The 16,673-nt window shown below is 41.8% G+C and carries 16 protein-coding genes and 1 pseudogene; 10 read left to right on the top strand and 7 right to left on the bottom strand.

The features are described 5' to 3' along the window. Positions 1-66: 66 nt before the first annotated feature. On the top strand, positions 67-519 hold the full coding sequence (locus CWM22_13160; protein AUC92770.1) for a ribonucleotide reductase assembly protein NrdI: 453 nt from the start codon (positions 67-69) through the stop codon (positions 517-519). Between the two features lie 151 nt (positions 520-670). Here the strand turns inward: CWM22_13160 and pulA are convergent, their stop codons facing one another. The 6 genes from pulA to CWM22_13130 all read right to left on the bottom strand — a co-directional run bounded on the left by pulA (position 671) and on the right by CWM22_13130 (position 8,086). After that, entirely contained in the window at positions 671-2,722 is a 2,052-nt protein-coding gene (pulA, locus tag CWM22_13155; GenBank protein ID AUC92769.1) for a type I pullulanase, read from the bottom strand. Between the two features lie 23 nt (positions 2,723-2,745). Next, positions 2,746-3,729, bottom strand: coding sequence for a LacI family transcriptional regulator (locus tag CWM22_13150; protein AUC92768.1), 984 nt, complete (start codon positions 3,727-3,729; stop codon positions 2,746-2,748). 9 nt (positions 3,730-3,738) lie between these two features. After that, positions 3,739-4,521 (bottom strand): hypothetical protein, encoded by a 783-nt coding sequence (locus CWM22_13145; protein AUC92767.1) that lies wholly within the window; start codon positions 4,519-4,521, stop codon positions 3,739-3,741. Positions 4,522-4,580: 59 nt separating this feature from the next. Beyond that, entirely contained in the window at positions 4,581-5,423 is an 843-nt protein-coding gene (locus tag CWM22_13140; protein AUC92766.1) for a sugar ABC transporter permease, read from the bottom strand. A 1-nt stretch (position 5,424) separates the two neighbouring features. Then, on the bottom strand, positions 5,425-6,720 hold the full coding sequence (locus CWM22_13135; protein AUC92765.1) for a sugar ABC transporter permease: 1,296 nt from the start codon (positions 6,718-6,720) through the stop codon (positions 5,425-5,427). 106 nt (positions 6,721-6,826) lie between these two features. Then, positions 6,827-8,086 (bottom strand): sugar ABC transporter substrate-binding protein, encoded by a 1,260-nt coding sequence (locus tag CWM22_13130; protein AUC92764.1) that lies wholly within the window; start codon positions 8,084-8,086, stop codon positions 6,827-6,829. A 299-nt stretch (positions 8,087-8,385) separates the two neighbouring features. Here CWM22_13130 and malQ point away from each other — a divergent pair, with 299 nt between their 5' ends. From malQ to CWM22_13085, 9 genes and pseudogenes are all read left to right on the top strand, one after another. Beyond that, the gene (malQ, locus tag CWM22_13125; protein AUC92763.1) at positions 8,386-9,900 is read left to right on the top strand and encodes a 4-alpha-glucanotransferase; all 1,515 of its coding nucleotides are present in this window, start codon (positions 8,386-8,388) and stop codon (positions 9,898-9,900) included. Positions 9,901-10,002: 102 nt separating this feature from the next. Next, positions 10,003-10,902: an XRE family transcriptional regulator gene (locus CWM22_13120; GenBank protein ID AUC92762.1), complete on the top strand. Its 900-nt coding sequence runs from the start codon at positions 10,003-10,005 to the stop codon at positions 10,900-10,902. Between the two features lie 49 nt (positions 10,903-10,951). After that, the gene (locus CWM22_13115; GenBank protein AUC92761.1) at positions 10,952-11,230 is read left to right on the top strand and encodes a hypothetical protein; all 279 of its coding nucleotides are present in this window, start codon (positions 10,952-10,954) and stop codon (positions 11,228-11,230) included. 54 nt (positions 11,231-11,284) lie between these two features. Then, a complete protein-coding gene (locus tag CWM22_13110; protein ID AUC92760.1) occupies positions 11,285-11,899 on the top strand; it encodes an ABC transporter ATP-binding protein in 615 nt (204 codons plus the stop codon). Continuing rightward, entirely contained in the window at positions 11,899-13,050 is a 1,152-nt protein-coding gene (locus CWM22_13105) for an ABC transporter permease (protein ID AUC92759.1), read from the top strand. The genes CWM22_13110 and CWM22_13105 overlap by 1 nt, the downstream gene beginning before the upstream one ends. An 11-nt stretch (positions 13,051-13,061) precedes the next feature. Then, positions 13,062-13,247: pseudogene (locus tag CWM22_13100) on the top strand (lactococcin 972 family bacteriocin). A 133-nt stretch (positions 13,248-13,380) separates the two neighbouring features. Beyond that, positions 13,381-15,411, top strand: coding sequence for a bacteriocin-associated protein (locus CWM22_13095; GenBank protein AUC92758.1), 2,031 nt, complete (start codon positions 13,381-13,383; stop codon positions 15,409-15,411). Between the two features lies 1 nt (position 15,412). Further along, on the top strand, positions 15,413-16,054 hold the full coding sequence (locus CWM22_13090) for a peptide ABC transporter ATP-binding protein (protein ID AUC92757.1): 642 nt from the start codon (positions 15,413-15,415) through the stop codon (positions 16,052-16,054). Next, positions 16,047-16,346: a hypothetical protein gene (locus CWM22_13085; protein AUC92756.1), complete on the top strand. Its 300-nt coding sequence runs from the start codon at positions 16,047-16,049 to the stop codon at positions 16,344-16,346. The genes CWM22_13090 and CWM22_13085 overlap by 8 nt, the downstream gene beginning before the upstream one ends. Positions 16,347-16,384: 38 nt before the next feature. On the opposite strand, the gene CWM22_13080 is transcribed toward CWM22_13085, so the two are convergent. Continuing rightward, positions 16,385-16,576 (bottom strand): hypothetical protein, encoded by a 192-nt coding sequence (locus CWM22_13080; GenBank protein ID AUC92755.1) that lies wholly within the window; start codon positions 16,574-16,576, stop codon positions 16,385-16,387. Positions 16,577-16,673: the final 97 nt, after the last annotated feature.

Below are 16,673 nucleotides of genomic sequence, written 5' to 3'. Positions count from 1 at the left end.
CTACATGTAGGAGTAAAATAGTATTTACAGTCTACATGTAGTGTTTTTATTATAAAGAGGAAATGTATGAAGAAGAAAATATATTTGGTTTACATCAGTTTGAGTGGCAATACAGAGAGTTTTGTGAAACGTCTAAAGTCTTTTTTCCAATTTCAAACTGACTGGGAGATTGAACTGGTCCATGTTAAAGATTTGGTCAAGCAGGATATTCCTTTCTATCAGCTAGATGCTCCCTTTGTCGCCTTTCTTCCTACCTATCTGGAGGGCGGAAATGGTGTCGATAACGGAGATGTGGAGATTTTGACCAATCCTCTCGGAGATTTTATCGCTTTGGGGACCAATGCAGAGCTCTGTCTGGGTGTCGTTGGCTCTGGCAACCGCAATTTTAACAACCAATATTGTCTGACTGCCAAGCAATATGCTGAGCGATTTAATTTTCCTGTTATAGACACCTTTGAACTCAGAGGGATGCAGAATGACATTGAACGCATTGGTCGGAAGATAATGGAATTGATGTAAAGAGCCTCAACTCAGCTTTATGCTGGGTTGTTTTTTGGTCACACAAAAAAACTCACCAGAGTGACCAGTGAGTTTTAAGGAGATTATGAAAAATATTTAGGATTGACTATAGTATACCTCAGACTATATCGTGTTTCATCGGTCTAAAGTCCTATTTGTCTTCTAAAATGCAAATACTCTGTCCTGCAATCGTGATTTCTTGCTGATCACGCTCTTCGACTGGAGGATAGTTGTAGAGAACTGCCTTATCTTTTTCACGTTCATAGGTAAAGTCGCTATCCGCAAAGTTGATGATAAATTGAATGGTCTTTTCTTCACTTGTTACTTGATAGCGAAGAACATATTCAGTTAACCAGTAGAAATCACAAGTTTCTTGGATACTTTCGTAGTTATCCTGGCTGAGTATTGGATTATTTTTGCGGAAGGTAATTAATTCCTGAATGAACTCGATATGTTCCTTATAACGAATAGCTCGTGTCCAGTCCAGACGGTTGATAAGGTCAGGGACATTGTAAGTATTATCTAATTCATCTTTTGTACGGAAAAATTCCTGCCCGCTGTGAATGAAGGCCATACCCTGAGAAATCAAAATCAGTTGAAGTCCAAAGCTAGCAGCACGTTTCTGCTGTTGAGGTGTCCAGTTTGGATTCTCAATATGGAAATAGTCAAATGCTGTAGCATTATCATGGCATTCGATGTAGTTGAGGGACTGTTGAGGCGTTAAGAAATGGCTTAATCGGCTACCAGTTAGGAGATGTTGTACCTTTTCGTGCAATTGCTTATCTACTAGACGGCTTGGATTGAGCAAGAGTTTCTTAAAGGTATCACGGTAATCGTCATTGAAGAAGCTGATTTCAGGTAACTGCTCTGCATTGTACTGGTGAGCCAGCTTTTCAAATTCGAGGCCTGTTGCCATTTTCCATCCTTCACCATAGAGGTAGACATTTGGGTGAATGGCAGATAATTCAGTTTGAATCTGGTTGATTGTTTCGCTATCTAAAATACCCATAAGGTCGAAACGAAAGCCATCAAAACCATAGAGTTCTAGCCATTGGCGAAGGGATTGTTTGATGTAGTTGCGGACCATACTGCGCTCGCTGGCAACGTCGTTACCGCAGAATGTCCCGTCTGTTCGCATGCCGTGGTCATCATAGCGATAGAAGTAGCCTGGAACGATGAGCTCAAATGCGTACTTTTCAGCATGATAGACGTGGTTGTAAACAACGTCCATAATAACTGAAATATCTGCATCATGGTAGGCCTGGATAGCTTCTTGTAGCTCTAGAATACGTGCGTAAGGATCGTTTGGTTGGCTAGAATAGGAACCTTCTGGCAGATTGTATTGCATAGGATCGTAGCCCCAGTTGTAAACAGCTTGGGGTTTATTTTCATCCACACTGCCAAAATCATAAACAGGCAATAATTGAATATGGGTAACGCCTAGTTCTCTGATGTAATCCATTCCTAGCTTCATTCCATCCATGGTAGGAGACTCTGTCAATCCGAGAAATTGACTGCGATGCTTGAAACCAGCTTCTTTTTGCCATGAGAAATCACGGACGCTCATTTCATAGATAATGGCCTGAGAAATAGGTCGTTGGGTCTTAGCACGACGAATTTTATGAAGTTTATCTGGATTGATAACGTAGCTGTCACCTGAGTTGGCTGTGGAAGACAGGGCGTAGGGATCGTGAACGGAAATCCATTCACCGTTTACTTTGTGGAGATAGTGATAGCTGTGCGCTTCTAGGTCTCCTTCAACAGTAATTTCCCAAACTCCTTTTGCTCCCTTAGTCATTGCATGTGGGTTTCCTTCTAGAACAAGAAAAACTTGCTTAGAAATAGGTGCCCATAACTTAAAGGTTGTTGCCTCTGGTCGATAGGTTGCTCCCAAGTCTTGCCCATTGTATGTATAACTTTGTTCAAAAAGTGTAGAGCGAACGATATGACCATAGCCGAGTTCAGCTTTATTACGATCCTGGTCGTAGATGGTATAGTCCTTGTCCAATGTCAATGCATGGAGGCTGGTTAGATAATAGATAACGAGATTGTCTACTTCTAGACAGGAATGGATAAAAAGTTGAGACGTAGCATCATTTGATTCGAGTGAGAAGCTCATATGTTCGGAGTCGAATCGTTTTTCCATGACCAAGCGAATAGTTGCTACATCATCAAGGAATGCTTGGAATTGTCGTAATGCCATGAGCCAAAAGGCTCCTTTCTAAGTTAGAGTTCGGTGATGGTATGTGGAATGACACGTCGGTAGCAGACTTGCTTGTCTTCCTTGTTGTCATTGATGATTTGGTGCAGAGTATTGAATGCGACGCGTCCTAGCTTAATAGCGTGGACGTCAACGTAGGCTTCAATATCTAGTTTTGGCTTGACGGAGTCAAAAGAAATGATAGGAAGTTTTACTCCGACTTCGTTGAGATATTTGACAACACCTTCGGCAACGGAAGTGTCGGTTGTGACGATTGCATCCAGGTCTTGTTTGAGTAATTTCTTAGAAATTTTGTAGGCACTGTCTTCGAGAAGGAAGCCAGACACAAACTTGACCTTGTTTTCATCCAGGGGAATATTGTGCGATTTAAGGGCGTTCTTGTAACCAGTATAACGGTCTTGAGATACGACCAACTCTTTGTTACCAGCGACGAAGGCAATGTTTTTGTAACCTTTATTGATGAAGTAGTTGGTAGCTTCAAAGCCGGCCTGGATATTATCATTATCAACTAGTGATATGAATGGAGAATCCGCCTTACCAAGAATGAGGAAGGGGAATTTGTGTTGGATAGCCAATTGTACCAATGGATCGTCGGGCTTGGAATAGAGGAAGATAAGGCCGTCCACTCGTTTGCCGTAGACCATCTGAGAAATTGCTTCTAGACGTTGTTCTTCATTCTTTCCTGTGGAGATTTGGATGGCATAATTATGATCTGCCGCAACTTGAGAAATTCCTCGTAAGGCAGTAGGGAAGAAGGGGTTTTGATAGAAAACATCCGAGTCATCTGGCAAAACCAGTCCGATAACCTGTGTATAGCTAGAAACCAGGCTTCGAGCGTTGAGGTTTGGATGGTAGTTGAGATCCGCCATGGCTTTCCTAACCAAGTCTTTCGTTTTTTGGCTAATGGCAGAGCTATTTTGGATGACACGAGTAACTGTAGATGGCGAGACACCAGCTAATTTAGCCACATCTTTGATGGTTGCACGCATATAGACCTCCTAGATTTCATCTCTGAATTTTGTTTTGAAAAATACCCATAACAAGCATAGCACAAATAGGATGTTTTGTATGGTCAGAAGGGTAGTCACAGGTTGACCAAATAGTCCAATTAGACAGGCTATAAGAGTAGGCAGGCCCAGACAGTTGAGAGCAAAATTATAGCACTCTGCAAACGTTTCAAAATGGAAGAAACGAGACTTTTTAGTCAAAAAGAGGAAGAAGCTGGCTCCTAGTAGGATGAAGAGTAGGTTTGTTGTTAAAATAAAGGTCGAAATAAGAGTGATGGACAGTCCGACAGCTGCTCGGTTGGCTTGATACCATTTTTTAGAGATGGTTGCAGTCAAGGTCTCCTTACTAGCAAAATCGTCAGTATTCAAACCTTCATAAGTCAATTCGCTTAGAATATCACTTCCTTTACGAATAGTCAGAGACTGATTGGCGAATTGATAAGTAAAGTCAGAACTAGAGCTAACGGTATCACCAAATGTCACTTGCTCCCAGTTAGTATTTCCAGTATAGGTTAGGTGGTTGTTTTCAATGACTGCATGTTGACGGAGGTCATCTACGACCTGATCTGTCAGAGGTGCATAGATACCTTCTACGAAATTTTCTAAAGGATAAGTTTCGAGATTGACAGTCTGTAGGGAGCTCGGAATGAGCAAGAGCGCCACTAAAAAAAGCGTTGTAAACAACCGTTGCCAAAGGTTCATTAGTCTACGATTGGCAAACATATTTCTTGGAGAGAAGATACTAGAAAAATAGGAAAAAGGATATGGGAGCATTCGTTGGACCTTTCATAAATATCAATGTTTCCCCTGAAAAGGGAAAAGGTGGGACAGGGTTATCCCTTGTCGCCACCGCTTGTTAAACCAGATACAAAGTTCTTTTGTAGGAAGAAGAATAGGATACTGATAGGGAGGGCAATAAGAATGGCACCTGCCGCAAAGTAGGCAATCTTCATATTCTTCACATCACTGATGAAGGTTTGAAGGCCGACAGCTACAGTATAGAATTCTTTTTCACGAAGCAAGAATTTGGATAGGATGTAATCTCCAAAAGGTCCCATGAAGGCCCAGAGCGCTTGTACAGCAATCATTGGACGAACGAGTGGGAGGACGATTTGCCAGAAACGTCTGAAGTGACCGGCACCGTCTAGTTTTGCAGATTCATCAAGTGAGATTGGCACCGTATCGAAGTAGCCTTTCATGAGCCAAGCGTTCATTGGGATACCACCACCGACATAAAGGAAGATGAGGAACCAGCTTTGGTTGAGCGCATTGAGCATGAGGGCCATGACGAAGAAGGCGGTAAGAGCAGCCATTGTTGGTACCATTTGGATAATCAAGAAGAAGACCAAACTCTGCTTACGAGCGATGAAGTTATAGCGACTATAAGCGTAACCCGCTAGTACCACTATACTTGTTTGAATAACCATTGTCAAGAGAGCAATGATAAGCGTATTGAGGTACCAGGTTCCGTATAGAGTCTCGCTAAAGAGCTTGCTGAAATTGTCTAGTGTAAAGTTGATATTGCTATCCAATTTGAAGGCAACCACGTTACCAGACTTGAAGGCGGACATGATTGTAATCAAGAGAGGATAGATGATGATAACAGACAGAACAATCAGATAGAGATAGGTTAAGGTCTGATTGAGTATGCGTCTAGTTTTTACAGATACTTTCATCTTATACATCCTCCATTTCAAAAGCATTTAGTTTTTTGAAGGCAATCATGGAAATACTGATGACAATCATTGAGATAATCAATGTAACTGCTGCCGCCATTGAGTATTGAGGTGATGTACCTGTGGTTAATTTATAAATCCATGAAATCAAGATGTCAGTTGAACCTGCTCCACCACCGACGCTACCAGGACCACCATTGTTGAAGAGGTAGATGATAGAGAAGTTGTTGAAGTTAAAGGTGTATTGACTGATTAGTGTTGGAGCTGCTACTGCTAAAATCATCGGAAGGGTGATGTTACGGAATTTTTGAATGGCACTTGCACCATCAATGTAAGCAGCTTCATACAAGTCGTTTGGAATGGATTGCAAAATACCCAAGGTCAAAACATAGATATAAGGGAAACCAAGCCAAGCCTGCATCATAATGAGGGCAACTTTAGTCCAGAATGGGTCGGTCTTCCAAGGGATAAGGAAATTATCGATGAATGGTAGGAATTTGCTCAGGAATGGCAATACCTGTGTGTTAATAGCGCCGACACTATCGTTGAACATGTTACTAAAAGTCAAGATAGTTACGAAGGCAGGAACAGCCCATGGGAGCAAGAAGATAACACCGAAGATGCGTTTTCCTTTGATGAATGGCTGATTTGCGATGATGGCTGTCAAGATACCGATAACAATTTGAGCTGTTGAAGCGCAGAGTGCCCAGATAATTGTCCAGCCAAGTACAGAGCCAAATGCTGTACGGAATGTGCTTAGTTTCCAGATGTTTGTAAAGTTGGTAATACCAATCCAATCCAACAAGGCACCTGGTGGCAGGTGTTTGAAGTCGTAGTTTGTAAAGGCGATAAACAATGTAACGACAACTGGGAAGATGATAGCAAAGGTCATCGCAATATATGATGGGATAATCAAGAGATATGGGAAACCATTCTCATAGATACCTTTTACCATTTCTTTTAATGTGGTAGCTACTGGCATCCCTGAATTCCATCGTTTCGCAGTATCACGTGCATCTTTTAGGTTGAGTGCATAGAAAGCGAGATAGACAACCGTGATAATCAAATGGAAAGAACCGCGAATCAGCATGAATAGTGAATTATCTTGTCCACGAACACTACCGAGGGTAATCAAGTTGCCTAATTCACCAGCTGCAATTGTAATAAAATAAACAAGGAAGGCAAGGGTAACACCCAAAAAGATGTATCCTTTTGCTTTTTGTTTATTGTAGATTTGTCCGAGACCAGGGATCAGGGACAAAAGGAGTGCCTTACCTGGATTTTGTTTCATAGTCATAGTCTCCTTATATAGTTTCTGAATAGATGGTCGATTTTATCTATTCAGTTTATCGTTAAGTAATAAAGTAGACTGGGAGGAACTCCCAGTCCAACTTTAAACTTGACTAGTTGCTGTGTTTTTGAGCAATTTCGTCTGCAATAGCTTTCACAGCGTCTGTTGCAGCAGTTTTAGCGTCTTTTGCCCCACTTGCAGCTTCGAAGAGCATGTTACCAGCTGGTGTCCAAACTGAACCCATTTCTGAGATGTTTGGCATTGGTTGAGCTGAAGCGAACTGGTTGATAACTGCAGTTGTCAATTCGTCGTTTTTGCTTACAGCATATTCACGAGCGTCAGTGTTAGCTGGAACTTCGTTTGTAGCGTCGTAAAGTGCTTTTTGTTGGTCTGTAGCAGTCAAGAAGTCAACAAATTTTTGAGCCATTTCTTGGTTTTTAGCGCCTGTAGGAACAACCCACGCTTTACCACCACCGAATGCTGAGTAGTTTTTACCGTTTACAAGAGTTGGGATTGTTGCTACACCGTAGTTTACGCCAGCTTCCTTATATGAAGCTGCTTTCCAAGGTCCTTCGATAATAGCAGCTGCTTTACCATCTGTAAATTGAGTGTTAATCAAGTTGTTTGCAGCAGTACCGTCTTGAAGACCTTGAGGCCATTTTTCATACCAAGTTTTAGCGTATTCAATCGCTTTGATGGCACCTTCATTAGCAAGACCGATGTCTTTTGGATCAGTACCGTTTTCGCCAAATACGTAGCCACCGTAACCAGCTAGAAGTCCGTAAGTGTAGTAGAAGTTTGTCCAGTCAGCAAGGAAGGCAGTTGTTTTACCAGCTTCTCCTTCGAAGGCGTATTTGCTATCTTTAGCAAGTGTTTCAAGTTCTGCAAATGTCTTAGGAGCTTCAGTCAACAAGTCTTTGTTGTAGTAAAGAACAAGTGTTTCGATAACTGCTGGTGAACCGTAAACTTTACCACCGTTTGTTACAAGAGCAGTTGTTGTGTCATCTGCTTTGCTATCATCTGCAAGTGTCAATTCAGATAATTGACCTTCAGAACCAAGGCTACCTACACGGTCGTATGGTGCCATCATAACGTCTGGAGCTGAACCAGATTGGTTGTCCAATGACAAGTTATCCAAACCAGTCAAAGCATCACCAGTTTTAACTGTAACAGTCACACCATTTTCTTTTTCGAAGTCAGCTTTGACGTCGTTGATATAAGATTCATAACCTTGGTCAACGTAGACAGTCAATTCTTTACCACCTTCAGCAGACTTAGATGCCTCTGTTGATGAACCTGAGTTTGAGCAAGCAGCTAAAACAGCAGTTGATGCAGCAAGAAGAGCAACGCTCTTAAGGAGATTGTGTTTCATTTTCTTCCCTCCGAAGATAAATAGTTTTGTGTGACGTCTGCTTTGCGCAAACGTTTTCCTAAGTTGACTTTATTATACACCAGATTGAATCCGTTTGCAAGCGTTTTTATAAAAAAATTTAAAAATTTTTTTGAGTTTAAAAAACATAAGAATTTTTTTGTATATATAATGAAGAGAAATATGAAATGGTATAGGAACGAACAGAATTAAAGGAAAATCCCTTGATTTGTTACCGTTTTCAGTATATAATGAAAAGAGAAAACGTTTGCGTCGTGTAAGCGGATTAGATAGGAGAGCTTATGAAAGTAAGACAGAGTGGTGTGCTGATGCACATTTCATCATTACCAGGAAAATATGGAATTGGTTCCATGGGACAATCGGCCTATGAATTTGTTGATTTTTTGGTAAGAACTAAGCAGCGCTACTGGCAGATTTTGCCTTTGGGAACGACCAGTTATGGTGACTCGCCTTACCAGTCATTTTCAGCTTTTGCAGGGAATACTCATTTTATTGATTTCGATATATTGATTGATAAAGGCTGGCTAGCAGCAGAGGATTTACACGGTGTTGACTTTGGGCAGAATCCTACAGAGGTAGATTACGCAGCCATTTTTTATGCTCGCCGTCCATTACTGGAGAAGGTAGTTGCCAACATGAAGGCACAAGGCTTGCCAGAAGATTACTGGATGTTCTTAGGGGAGAATGACTTTTGGATTCATACCTTTGCGGAGTACATGGCTATCAAAGAGCATTTTGACAATAAGCCCTGGATTGATTGGGAGGATCAAGGAGCTCGCCTGCGCTATCATGATACATTAGAGTATTACCGTCAGCTCTTGGCAGATCGAATTGATTATCACCGCATTACACAATATTTATTCTTTTCACAATGGAAGGCTTTAAAGGCTTATGCCAATGCCAAAGGTGTTGAGTTTGTTGGGGATATGCCGATTTATATCGCGGCTGATTCTGCTGATATGTGGGCCAACCCTCATTTCTTTAAAACGGATGAAGAAGGCAAACCGAGTGTGGTTGCAGGATGCCCACCAGATGCCTTTTCGGAAATTGGTCAGCTTTGGGGCAATCCGATTTATGATTGGGAAGCGATGAAGCATGACGGATTTACTTGGTGGGTTGCTCGTTTACGTGAATCCTTTAAGATATACGATATGGTACGTATCGACCACTTTATCGGCTTTGCCTCCTTCTGGGAAATTCCAGCGGGTGAAGAAACAGCTGTAAATGGCTATCGTGTCGAAGCACCAGGTTTCGAACTCTTTGAAACCATCAAGTACCACTTGGGCGATTTGAATATTATCGCGGAAGATTTGGGAACAGTGACAGATAAGGTCATTCAATTGCGTGAAAGGACTGGTTTCCCAGGCATGAAAGTCTTGCAGTTTGCTTTTGATCCAGAAGGAGACAGCATTGAAATGCCGCATAACCATCCTAATAATGTGGTGGCATATACGGGAACCCATGACAATGATACGATTCTTGGCTGGTACGAAAATGAAACAACGAAAGAATCGCGTGCATTCTTAGATAAGTACAGCAATCGTCGTGAGGGCGAAACGGTCAGTCATGCCATGTTCCGTTTGCTTTTCGGCTCACCTGCCTTTATGGCGGTGGCTACCATGCAAGACTTGCTCGGCTTGGATGGGTCAGCTCGTATGAACTTGCCAAACACCCTTGGTGGCAACTGGACTTGGAGAATGACGGCAGATCAATTGACACCAGAGATTGAAGCGGAATTGCTTGATTTGACAGTGACCTACCGCCGTGAGAATGTTCTTGTAAAAGCTAGTGAATAAGAAACCACAGAAACATCAGCTTAGGCTGGTGTTTTTTGTAAAGGTTTGCAAGATGTGGTATACTGTTTAGGTAAGGATAAATAGGTGCAGTGGGGGACTGGTATGGATTTAGGACAAAAAATCGAGCAACTGAGGCTAGAAAAGGGACTGAGTCGCCCAGATTTTTGCAGAGATGAATCCGAGTTGACGGTACGCCAATTAGCTAGGATAGAAAGTGGACAATCGCAGCCCTCTATTCCAAAGCTAGAGTACATTGCCCAGCGTTTAGGCATTCCAGCCTATAGCCTGATGCCAGACTATAAGGAATTGCCACAAGGTTATTTGGAACTCAAGTACAAGTTGCTGCGGGAGCCGATATATAATAAGGTGGAGGTGTTGGATAAAAAGGAGCTACAGTTAGAAGACCTTTATAATCGTTATTACGAAGAGCTACCTTTAGATGAACAGCGAGTGTATAGCATTCTGCAAGCAACGATAGATACGACAAGTAGTAGAAATCCAGAATTTGCTAGTGCTATACTAGATGAGTATCTACCGAGCTTGGAAACTAAAACAGTCTATACTATTAATGAAATCTTGTTAATTCGTCTCTTTTTCTTTCAGTTGCTAGAAAGAAAGGACATCTATCAGTACGGACAAAAGATAGATTTATTTATGTTACGGCTTGTTGAGCAGTTTAAAATTACTCGTCAAGAAGATTATTTTATTGTGCGTGATGTACTCTTTTCAGGTCTATGCTGCCTTGAAATGATTGAGCACTATGATTATTTTGATACCTATCTGGAGTGTTTGCAGGATGTTATGGAAGCGACGGAGGATTATCAGAAAAAACCACTTGTATTGATGCTCATTTGGAAGCAACTATTGAGAAAGACACAAGATTTTTCAGCTGCTGAGCCGATGTTTCAATCAGCTAAAACTTTTGCCAAAATCATCGGAAACGACCATTTGGCACATAAATTGACAGAAGAGTGGCAAGAAGATTTGAAAAAATATTTGTAACTATAATTTATCGGTGACATGAATGTCATCGCTGAAAGACCTAAGAGATATGATTGTTCGTCTTTTAGGTCTTTTTCTATCTCTTGAATGCCTTTTTACGATTTATAGACTATTTTCGATGACATTGTTGTCATTGGTGATTGTAAGAATATGGTTTATAATCTGTGATGTAAACAAGTATACTGGTGGTGGAAGTAATTACCATGGTTATCAATATGTAAACATTCCAAACTGGTCACGTTACGCTGGTTCTAGCCGTATCTTTGTCAGTCAAGGTTGGAACTATACAAGGTATCAACACATTAACTACTATTCAGGTGGTTACTAAGATTTTCAGCAGGGGAGAAAATCTCTCCTGCACTTTTTATGAGAGGTGAGGATAATGACTTTAGAGATTAAAAACATGACCATTGCGACACGGCATCCTGTTTTGACGAATTTTTCCTATCAATTCCACAAGGGGAACTTGTACGGCATTGTAGCTACCAATGGTTCTGGAAAGACAACATTTTTCAGAACGGTGGCAGGCTTGCTGGCTCCACTTGCTGGTCGGTCGAATTGGTCTAGCACTGCTGGTCATCCAAATCGGGACTTGTTTTACTATGAAACGAGCGAATGGTTTGAGGGAAATCTTTCTGGTCTGGACTATTTACGATTTGTCAAACAAACTTGGCAGTCTTCGGTGGATATTGACCAAGTGATTGCCTACTGGGAAATGGAGGACTACATCCACCTACCTATTCGCCAGTATTCACTGGGGATGAAACAACGGGTCTTGATTGCCATGTATATGGTCAGCGACGCGACCTATCTCTTGATGGACGAGATTACCAACGGTTTGGATGAAACAAGTCGGAAGCTTTTCTTTAAAGCCTTGCACCAACTTTGCCAAGAAGACAAAATGATTATTTTGACCTCTCATTATAAAGAGGATATTGAAGAATATTGCAATGTGACCTTGAAACTGGTCAATGAAACCATGCAGGAGGTAGACTGATGACTTACAAGAAATTTCTGTTTGCTCAATTAGTAAAAAATAAGTTGACCTATGTCCCTCTAGTATTATTGTTACTTGCTTGTTTGGGAACCCTGTTCCTCAATCATCAGGCTTCACAAGCCAATAACCTTGGGGCACAAATTCGGCAGAATCAACTGACCAATGCCCAAGCTATCGAGGAAAATAAGGCTCGTTTGGAGAGTCTGGATCCAGAATCTGAGGAATATGTTTATATTTCAAAAAGTATAGAAGATGGGCAAGCAATTATTGCCTCGGATGAAGAGTTTCTAAAGGCTTTTACAGCTGGTCAATGGGACCAAGTCTATGACCGTCAGCTAGATTATCTGTCGTCTGCCAAGGCTTCCTTGGAAGCTCATAGTCCTGAAAAGGATGTTTTGGATGCCTTGGATAGGGAGATTGCTTATTATACGGCTCTTTCTAAGATTGATTTACCGTTTGAGGATACCCATTTCCCACATACAGCCTTTCAATTTCTTCCGTCCTTGTTTACCTACATCTTCCCTGCCCTTCTTCCTGTCGGAATTGCTTTTGTATTGACCAATGTTTATGGAGGTGCCTATGCTGGAAAATTGGACAAGTATCGGATGTTGCCCCTGTTTAGGGGACAACGTATGGTGCAGGAATTAGCAGTTGGATTTGTTTTTTCTCTTTTGCTATTTGGTTTGGTTTCTCTAGTCTCCTTTCTAGCCGCAGGTTTGGTATTTGGTTTTGGAAGTCTTCACTATCCGACACTTTCTTATAGTTTGAATAGTTTCCAGCTTTCCTTTGTTAGTATTGGCTCTGTCCTCCTGCCGACCTTGCTTCTCCAAGTCCTCTCCCTTGTCTTCATTAGTAGTCTTGTCTATCTGATTAGCTTGGTGACTAAGAATCGTATGACAGCCCTCTTTTTGTCCACAGTTAGCCTGTTTTCGATGGTCTGGCTACCAAGTCTGCTCAATCCCCTCTTCAAAATTGCTCATCTGCTCCCGACGACCTATATGAGAAGTTTTGAAATTGCAACAGGTGTCTTCCAAAAAAGCATTGAAAACCATACATTGAGCTGGGGCATGGGAATTCCTGTTATTCTGGTCTGGGCTGGACTTATTATTGGTCTATCCTATGTGTTTTTGGGAAGAACAGATAAGACATAGAAGGAGATTAGACGTATGGAGCAGCAAATGGTGGTGCCTATTCAAACTATTATCACAGCAGTCGCTACCATAGTTCAACAGTGGTAAGTCGATGGACTGGAGCCTCAAGTAAAGGGTCTGCACAGGCAGGACAGACCTCTCGTGCATGGATTAGTACAAAACGGGGAGAGAAAGCAGCTTTCTATTACAACTATTAACACAGTACATTTTGCTGGAATCTTACAAGATTGTCATTTCTTTGTAAGGTAGAGCGATGGCTGGCTTTGTCATTATTGGATACAATGGTTGTTATAGGAATGTTATCAATCTATTCTTGGATTGGAGGAGACGATGAAACGTTTATTTATTCTAGTGTCGACCGTATTGGTAGCGATTTACCTGGGTATTTCTTTGGCTGGTCAGGTTAGTCTTGTAGAGTTTGGTTCTTATCAGGCAGTGGATATCGTCGGGAAAGATACCAATAGACAGACAGCCAATCGTGACCAGGTGACAGAGGTATTGACCGACTTGGCAGATGAACATAAGAGTGTGATTGCTAGACGGATTGTCGAGCCTAATGCTTCTGGGGAAACCAATTTTACCTACGCCATCTATGGTAGCGGACAGGTTCCAGAAGGTTTGACCGTTTCCTCCAAGGAAAGTGCTGAAACCAGCGACTTGGTTAGTTCTTATCTGATTGTTTCAGGAGATTTGGACAACCAAGTCTTGAAAGAAAGTTTGGAATCACTGGGTTACAGTGGCATGGTCCATCATGGCTATTCTCTTTTTAGCATCTTCCTATCCACAGTCGTTTCAGAAGTAGCCATGCTGAGTTTCTTTGTCTTTCTCTTGACCTTCATGGCACTCACCTTAATCTATCGGATTAAGACCTTACGATTTGCAGGAATTCGTCTGATTTCAGGTGAAAGTTTCTTACAGGTGGTGGCTCGTCCTTTATGGGAGGATATTCGTCAGATTGCGATGGCTACATCGGTGGGGGCTATAATCGGACTTCTTATTCTCTATCTTCAAGCTGGATTTTTACTATCCATCTTGCAGGTCTTTTTCCTGGGGCTTTTCCTCTATGCACTGGCTCTTACTAGCATTTCTGTCCTACTTAGCCTAGTGTATTTCCTAGGGTTGAGGCAAAATAGCTTGGTTGATTTGCTCAAGGGAAAACTTCCTCTCAAACGGATGTTGGCTATGATGATGGTTGGGCAACTTCTAGCTATTTTGGTAGTCGGTTTTAGCTCTAGTCGTCTATTGCAGGGCTATCAGGAAATTCGCTTGCTTGAACAGGCACAGGAAGAATGGGCATTGAGAGATAACTATTACAAATCTGTTTTTAGTTACAGCTCTGCTATGATGTCTGAAGAGGAAGTCGCCCAGCAGAATAAAAAGTGGCGGGAGTTTGCCAAGGGACAGCTAGAATCTGGGTCGGCTCTATTTGTCAAAAGCAATGTAGACCAGTATCTCTTTGGTAGCGAGGTGGACCCAGAGGGCAATCGCCTGACGGATTATAGTCCTCGTGGCAATGTCCTATATGTAACGCCAGCATATCTGACCGAGCAGAAGGTGGCAGTGGATACCGCATTCTTGGAGAAGATGAATCACTTGACTTTAGGGGAATATGGCTTGATTTTGCCAGAGCGCTTGCGACATCAAGCGAAGCAAGTAGAGGAGATGTTTCAGGCAGAATTAGAAGGATTTTCTCGTGAAAGCTTGGAAATAAGTAGCCAGCAGTTATTTGAAACCAAGGTCAGTCTGACTTATACAGATAGCGGTCACCAGCGCTTCCTCTATAATGATGGTGAGCGTAGCCAGCTTCAGTATCTGACAGATCCGATTATAGTTGTCTTGACTCCCGAGTCCACAGGTGCAACACCGATTTCAGATATGTTCTGGGGAACCAGTGTTGATATGGGGATGAAGTTTAAGGATTATCAGGCTACGATTGAAGCCATGAAGGAACAAGGTGTGTATAACTGGGTGTCATATCTGGTCAATCATCGCTTGACTTTTGTCGGTGTCTTGAACACCAAGCGGACAGAGTTTTATTCGTTACTCATTGGCACTGTCTTGACTTTAGCAACGGCTATTTTGCTCTTTGATGCCATGAACTTACTCTATTTTGAGCAATTCAGACGGGAAATCTTTATCAAGCGCTTGGCAGGAATGACCTTCCGTGAGCTTCATGGACAGTATCTCTTGGGACAACTAGGGGTATTCCTAGTAGGCTTGCTTGCATCAGTTTGGTTGACAAGCGATCTTGTTATGAGCAGTTTGGCAGTGGGCTTGCTTGCTATCAATGCCATGGTGATATTGAAACTGCAAGATAAAAAGGAACAAACTGCCAATGTCGCAGTATTGAAAGGACAATAAGATGATTGAGATTCAGGGATTGAAAAAGAGTTTTGAACAACGGGTGATTTTTTCAGATTTGAATATGAAACTTGAAAAAGGGAAAATATATGCCTTGATTGGTAAAAGTGGTAGTGGCAAGACGACCTTGTTGAATATGCTGGCCAAGCTGGAAGCTACTGATGGTGGGCGGATTATGTATCAGGGACAGGATTTGTCCACCTTATCTTCGCAGGTTTTCTTTCGGCAGGAGATGGGCTATCTGTTTCAACATTTTGGCTTGTTGGAAAATCAGTCCATCAGAGAGAATTTGGACTTGGGATTTGTTGGGCAGAAGCTATCAAAAGCTGAGCGCCTGCAAAGGCAGTTGGTGGCTATGGAACAGGTCAATCTGGGCTATTTAGATATGAATAAACCTGTCTATACTCTATCAGGTGGAGAGGCGCAAAGGGTTGCCCTAGCCAAATTGATTTTAAAAAATCCTCCCTTGATTTTAGCGGATGAACCAACCGCTGCACTTGACCCCAAAAATTCTGAAGAGGTCATGCAGCTCTTGACAGAACTAAAAAATGACAAGCGTGTGATTGTCATTGCGACCCACAATCCTGCTATTTGGGAAAAAGCAGATGTGGTAATTGATATGAAGGAGATTGGACATGGATAATAAATTTAGGTATTATCGCAATCCAGACTATACGATCGGACGTAGAAAGATGGATATGCTGGTCATTGAAAATTTAACGGATAAGTTGATGTTGTATCAAGTTCGGGTAAATGGGTATTTGCTGGACTTTGTCAGTGCGGAGGGCCGAGTAATCAGACGTTATAGACTGAAGGATTTGCCCTTGGATGTCGAATTAACCGTGGCAGATGTAGAAGACGATGTGGATTTGACCTTACCGGAAAATCAAACCTACCGCCAATTTGACTTTTTCCAAAATCTTACCTCTAAATAAAAATCATCTCCTCTAAGTATAACTTAGAGGAGCCTTTGTTATCTCTGTTTACGGACATAGAGCCAGTAGGAAATCCAGTAGTAGATTGTGTAGGCTAGCATGGCGACTAAAGACCAGGAGCCGATAGTAATTATGATAGCCGCTAAACTAGGAAATAAGAGCTTTGCTAGTAAATAGAAGAGGAGATACAGGAAACAGTATTGCCAGTAGTATTTTTTGAAATGTTTCATCACTTTTCCTCCTTGCTACTTTTCTTTATTATAGCATTTTAATATACATTTATCAACTTGTTCACAAAATCACATTGACAAAGCATGGTTTTTGGAG

The organism is Streptococcus suis (assembly GCA_002831545.1).
GTDB lineage: Bacteria > Bacillota > Bacilli > Lactobacillales > Streptococcaceae > Streptococcus > Streptococcus suis_P.
The sequence above is the reverse complement of the archived record's forward strand: the minus strand, read 5'-3'. Positions and strand labels throughout refer to the sequence as shown.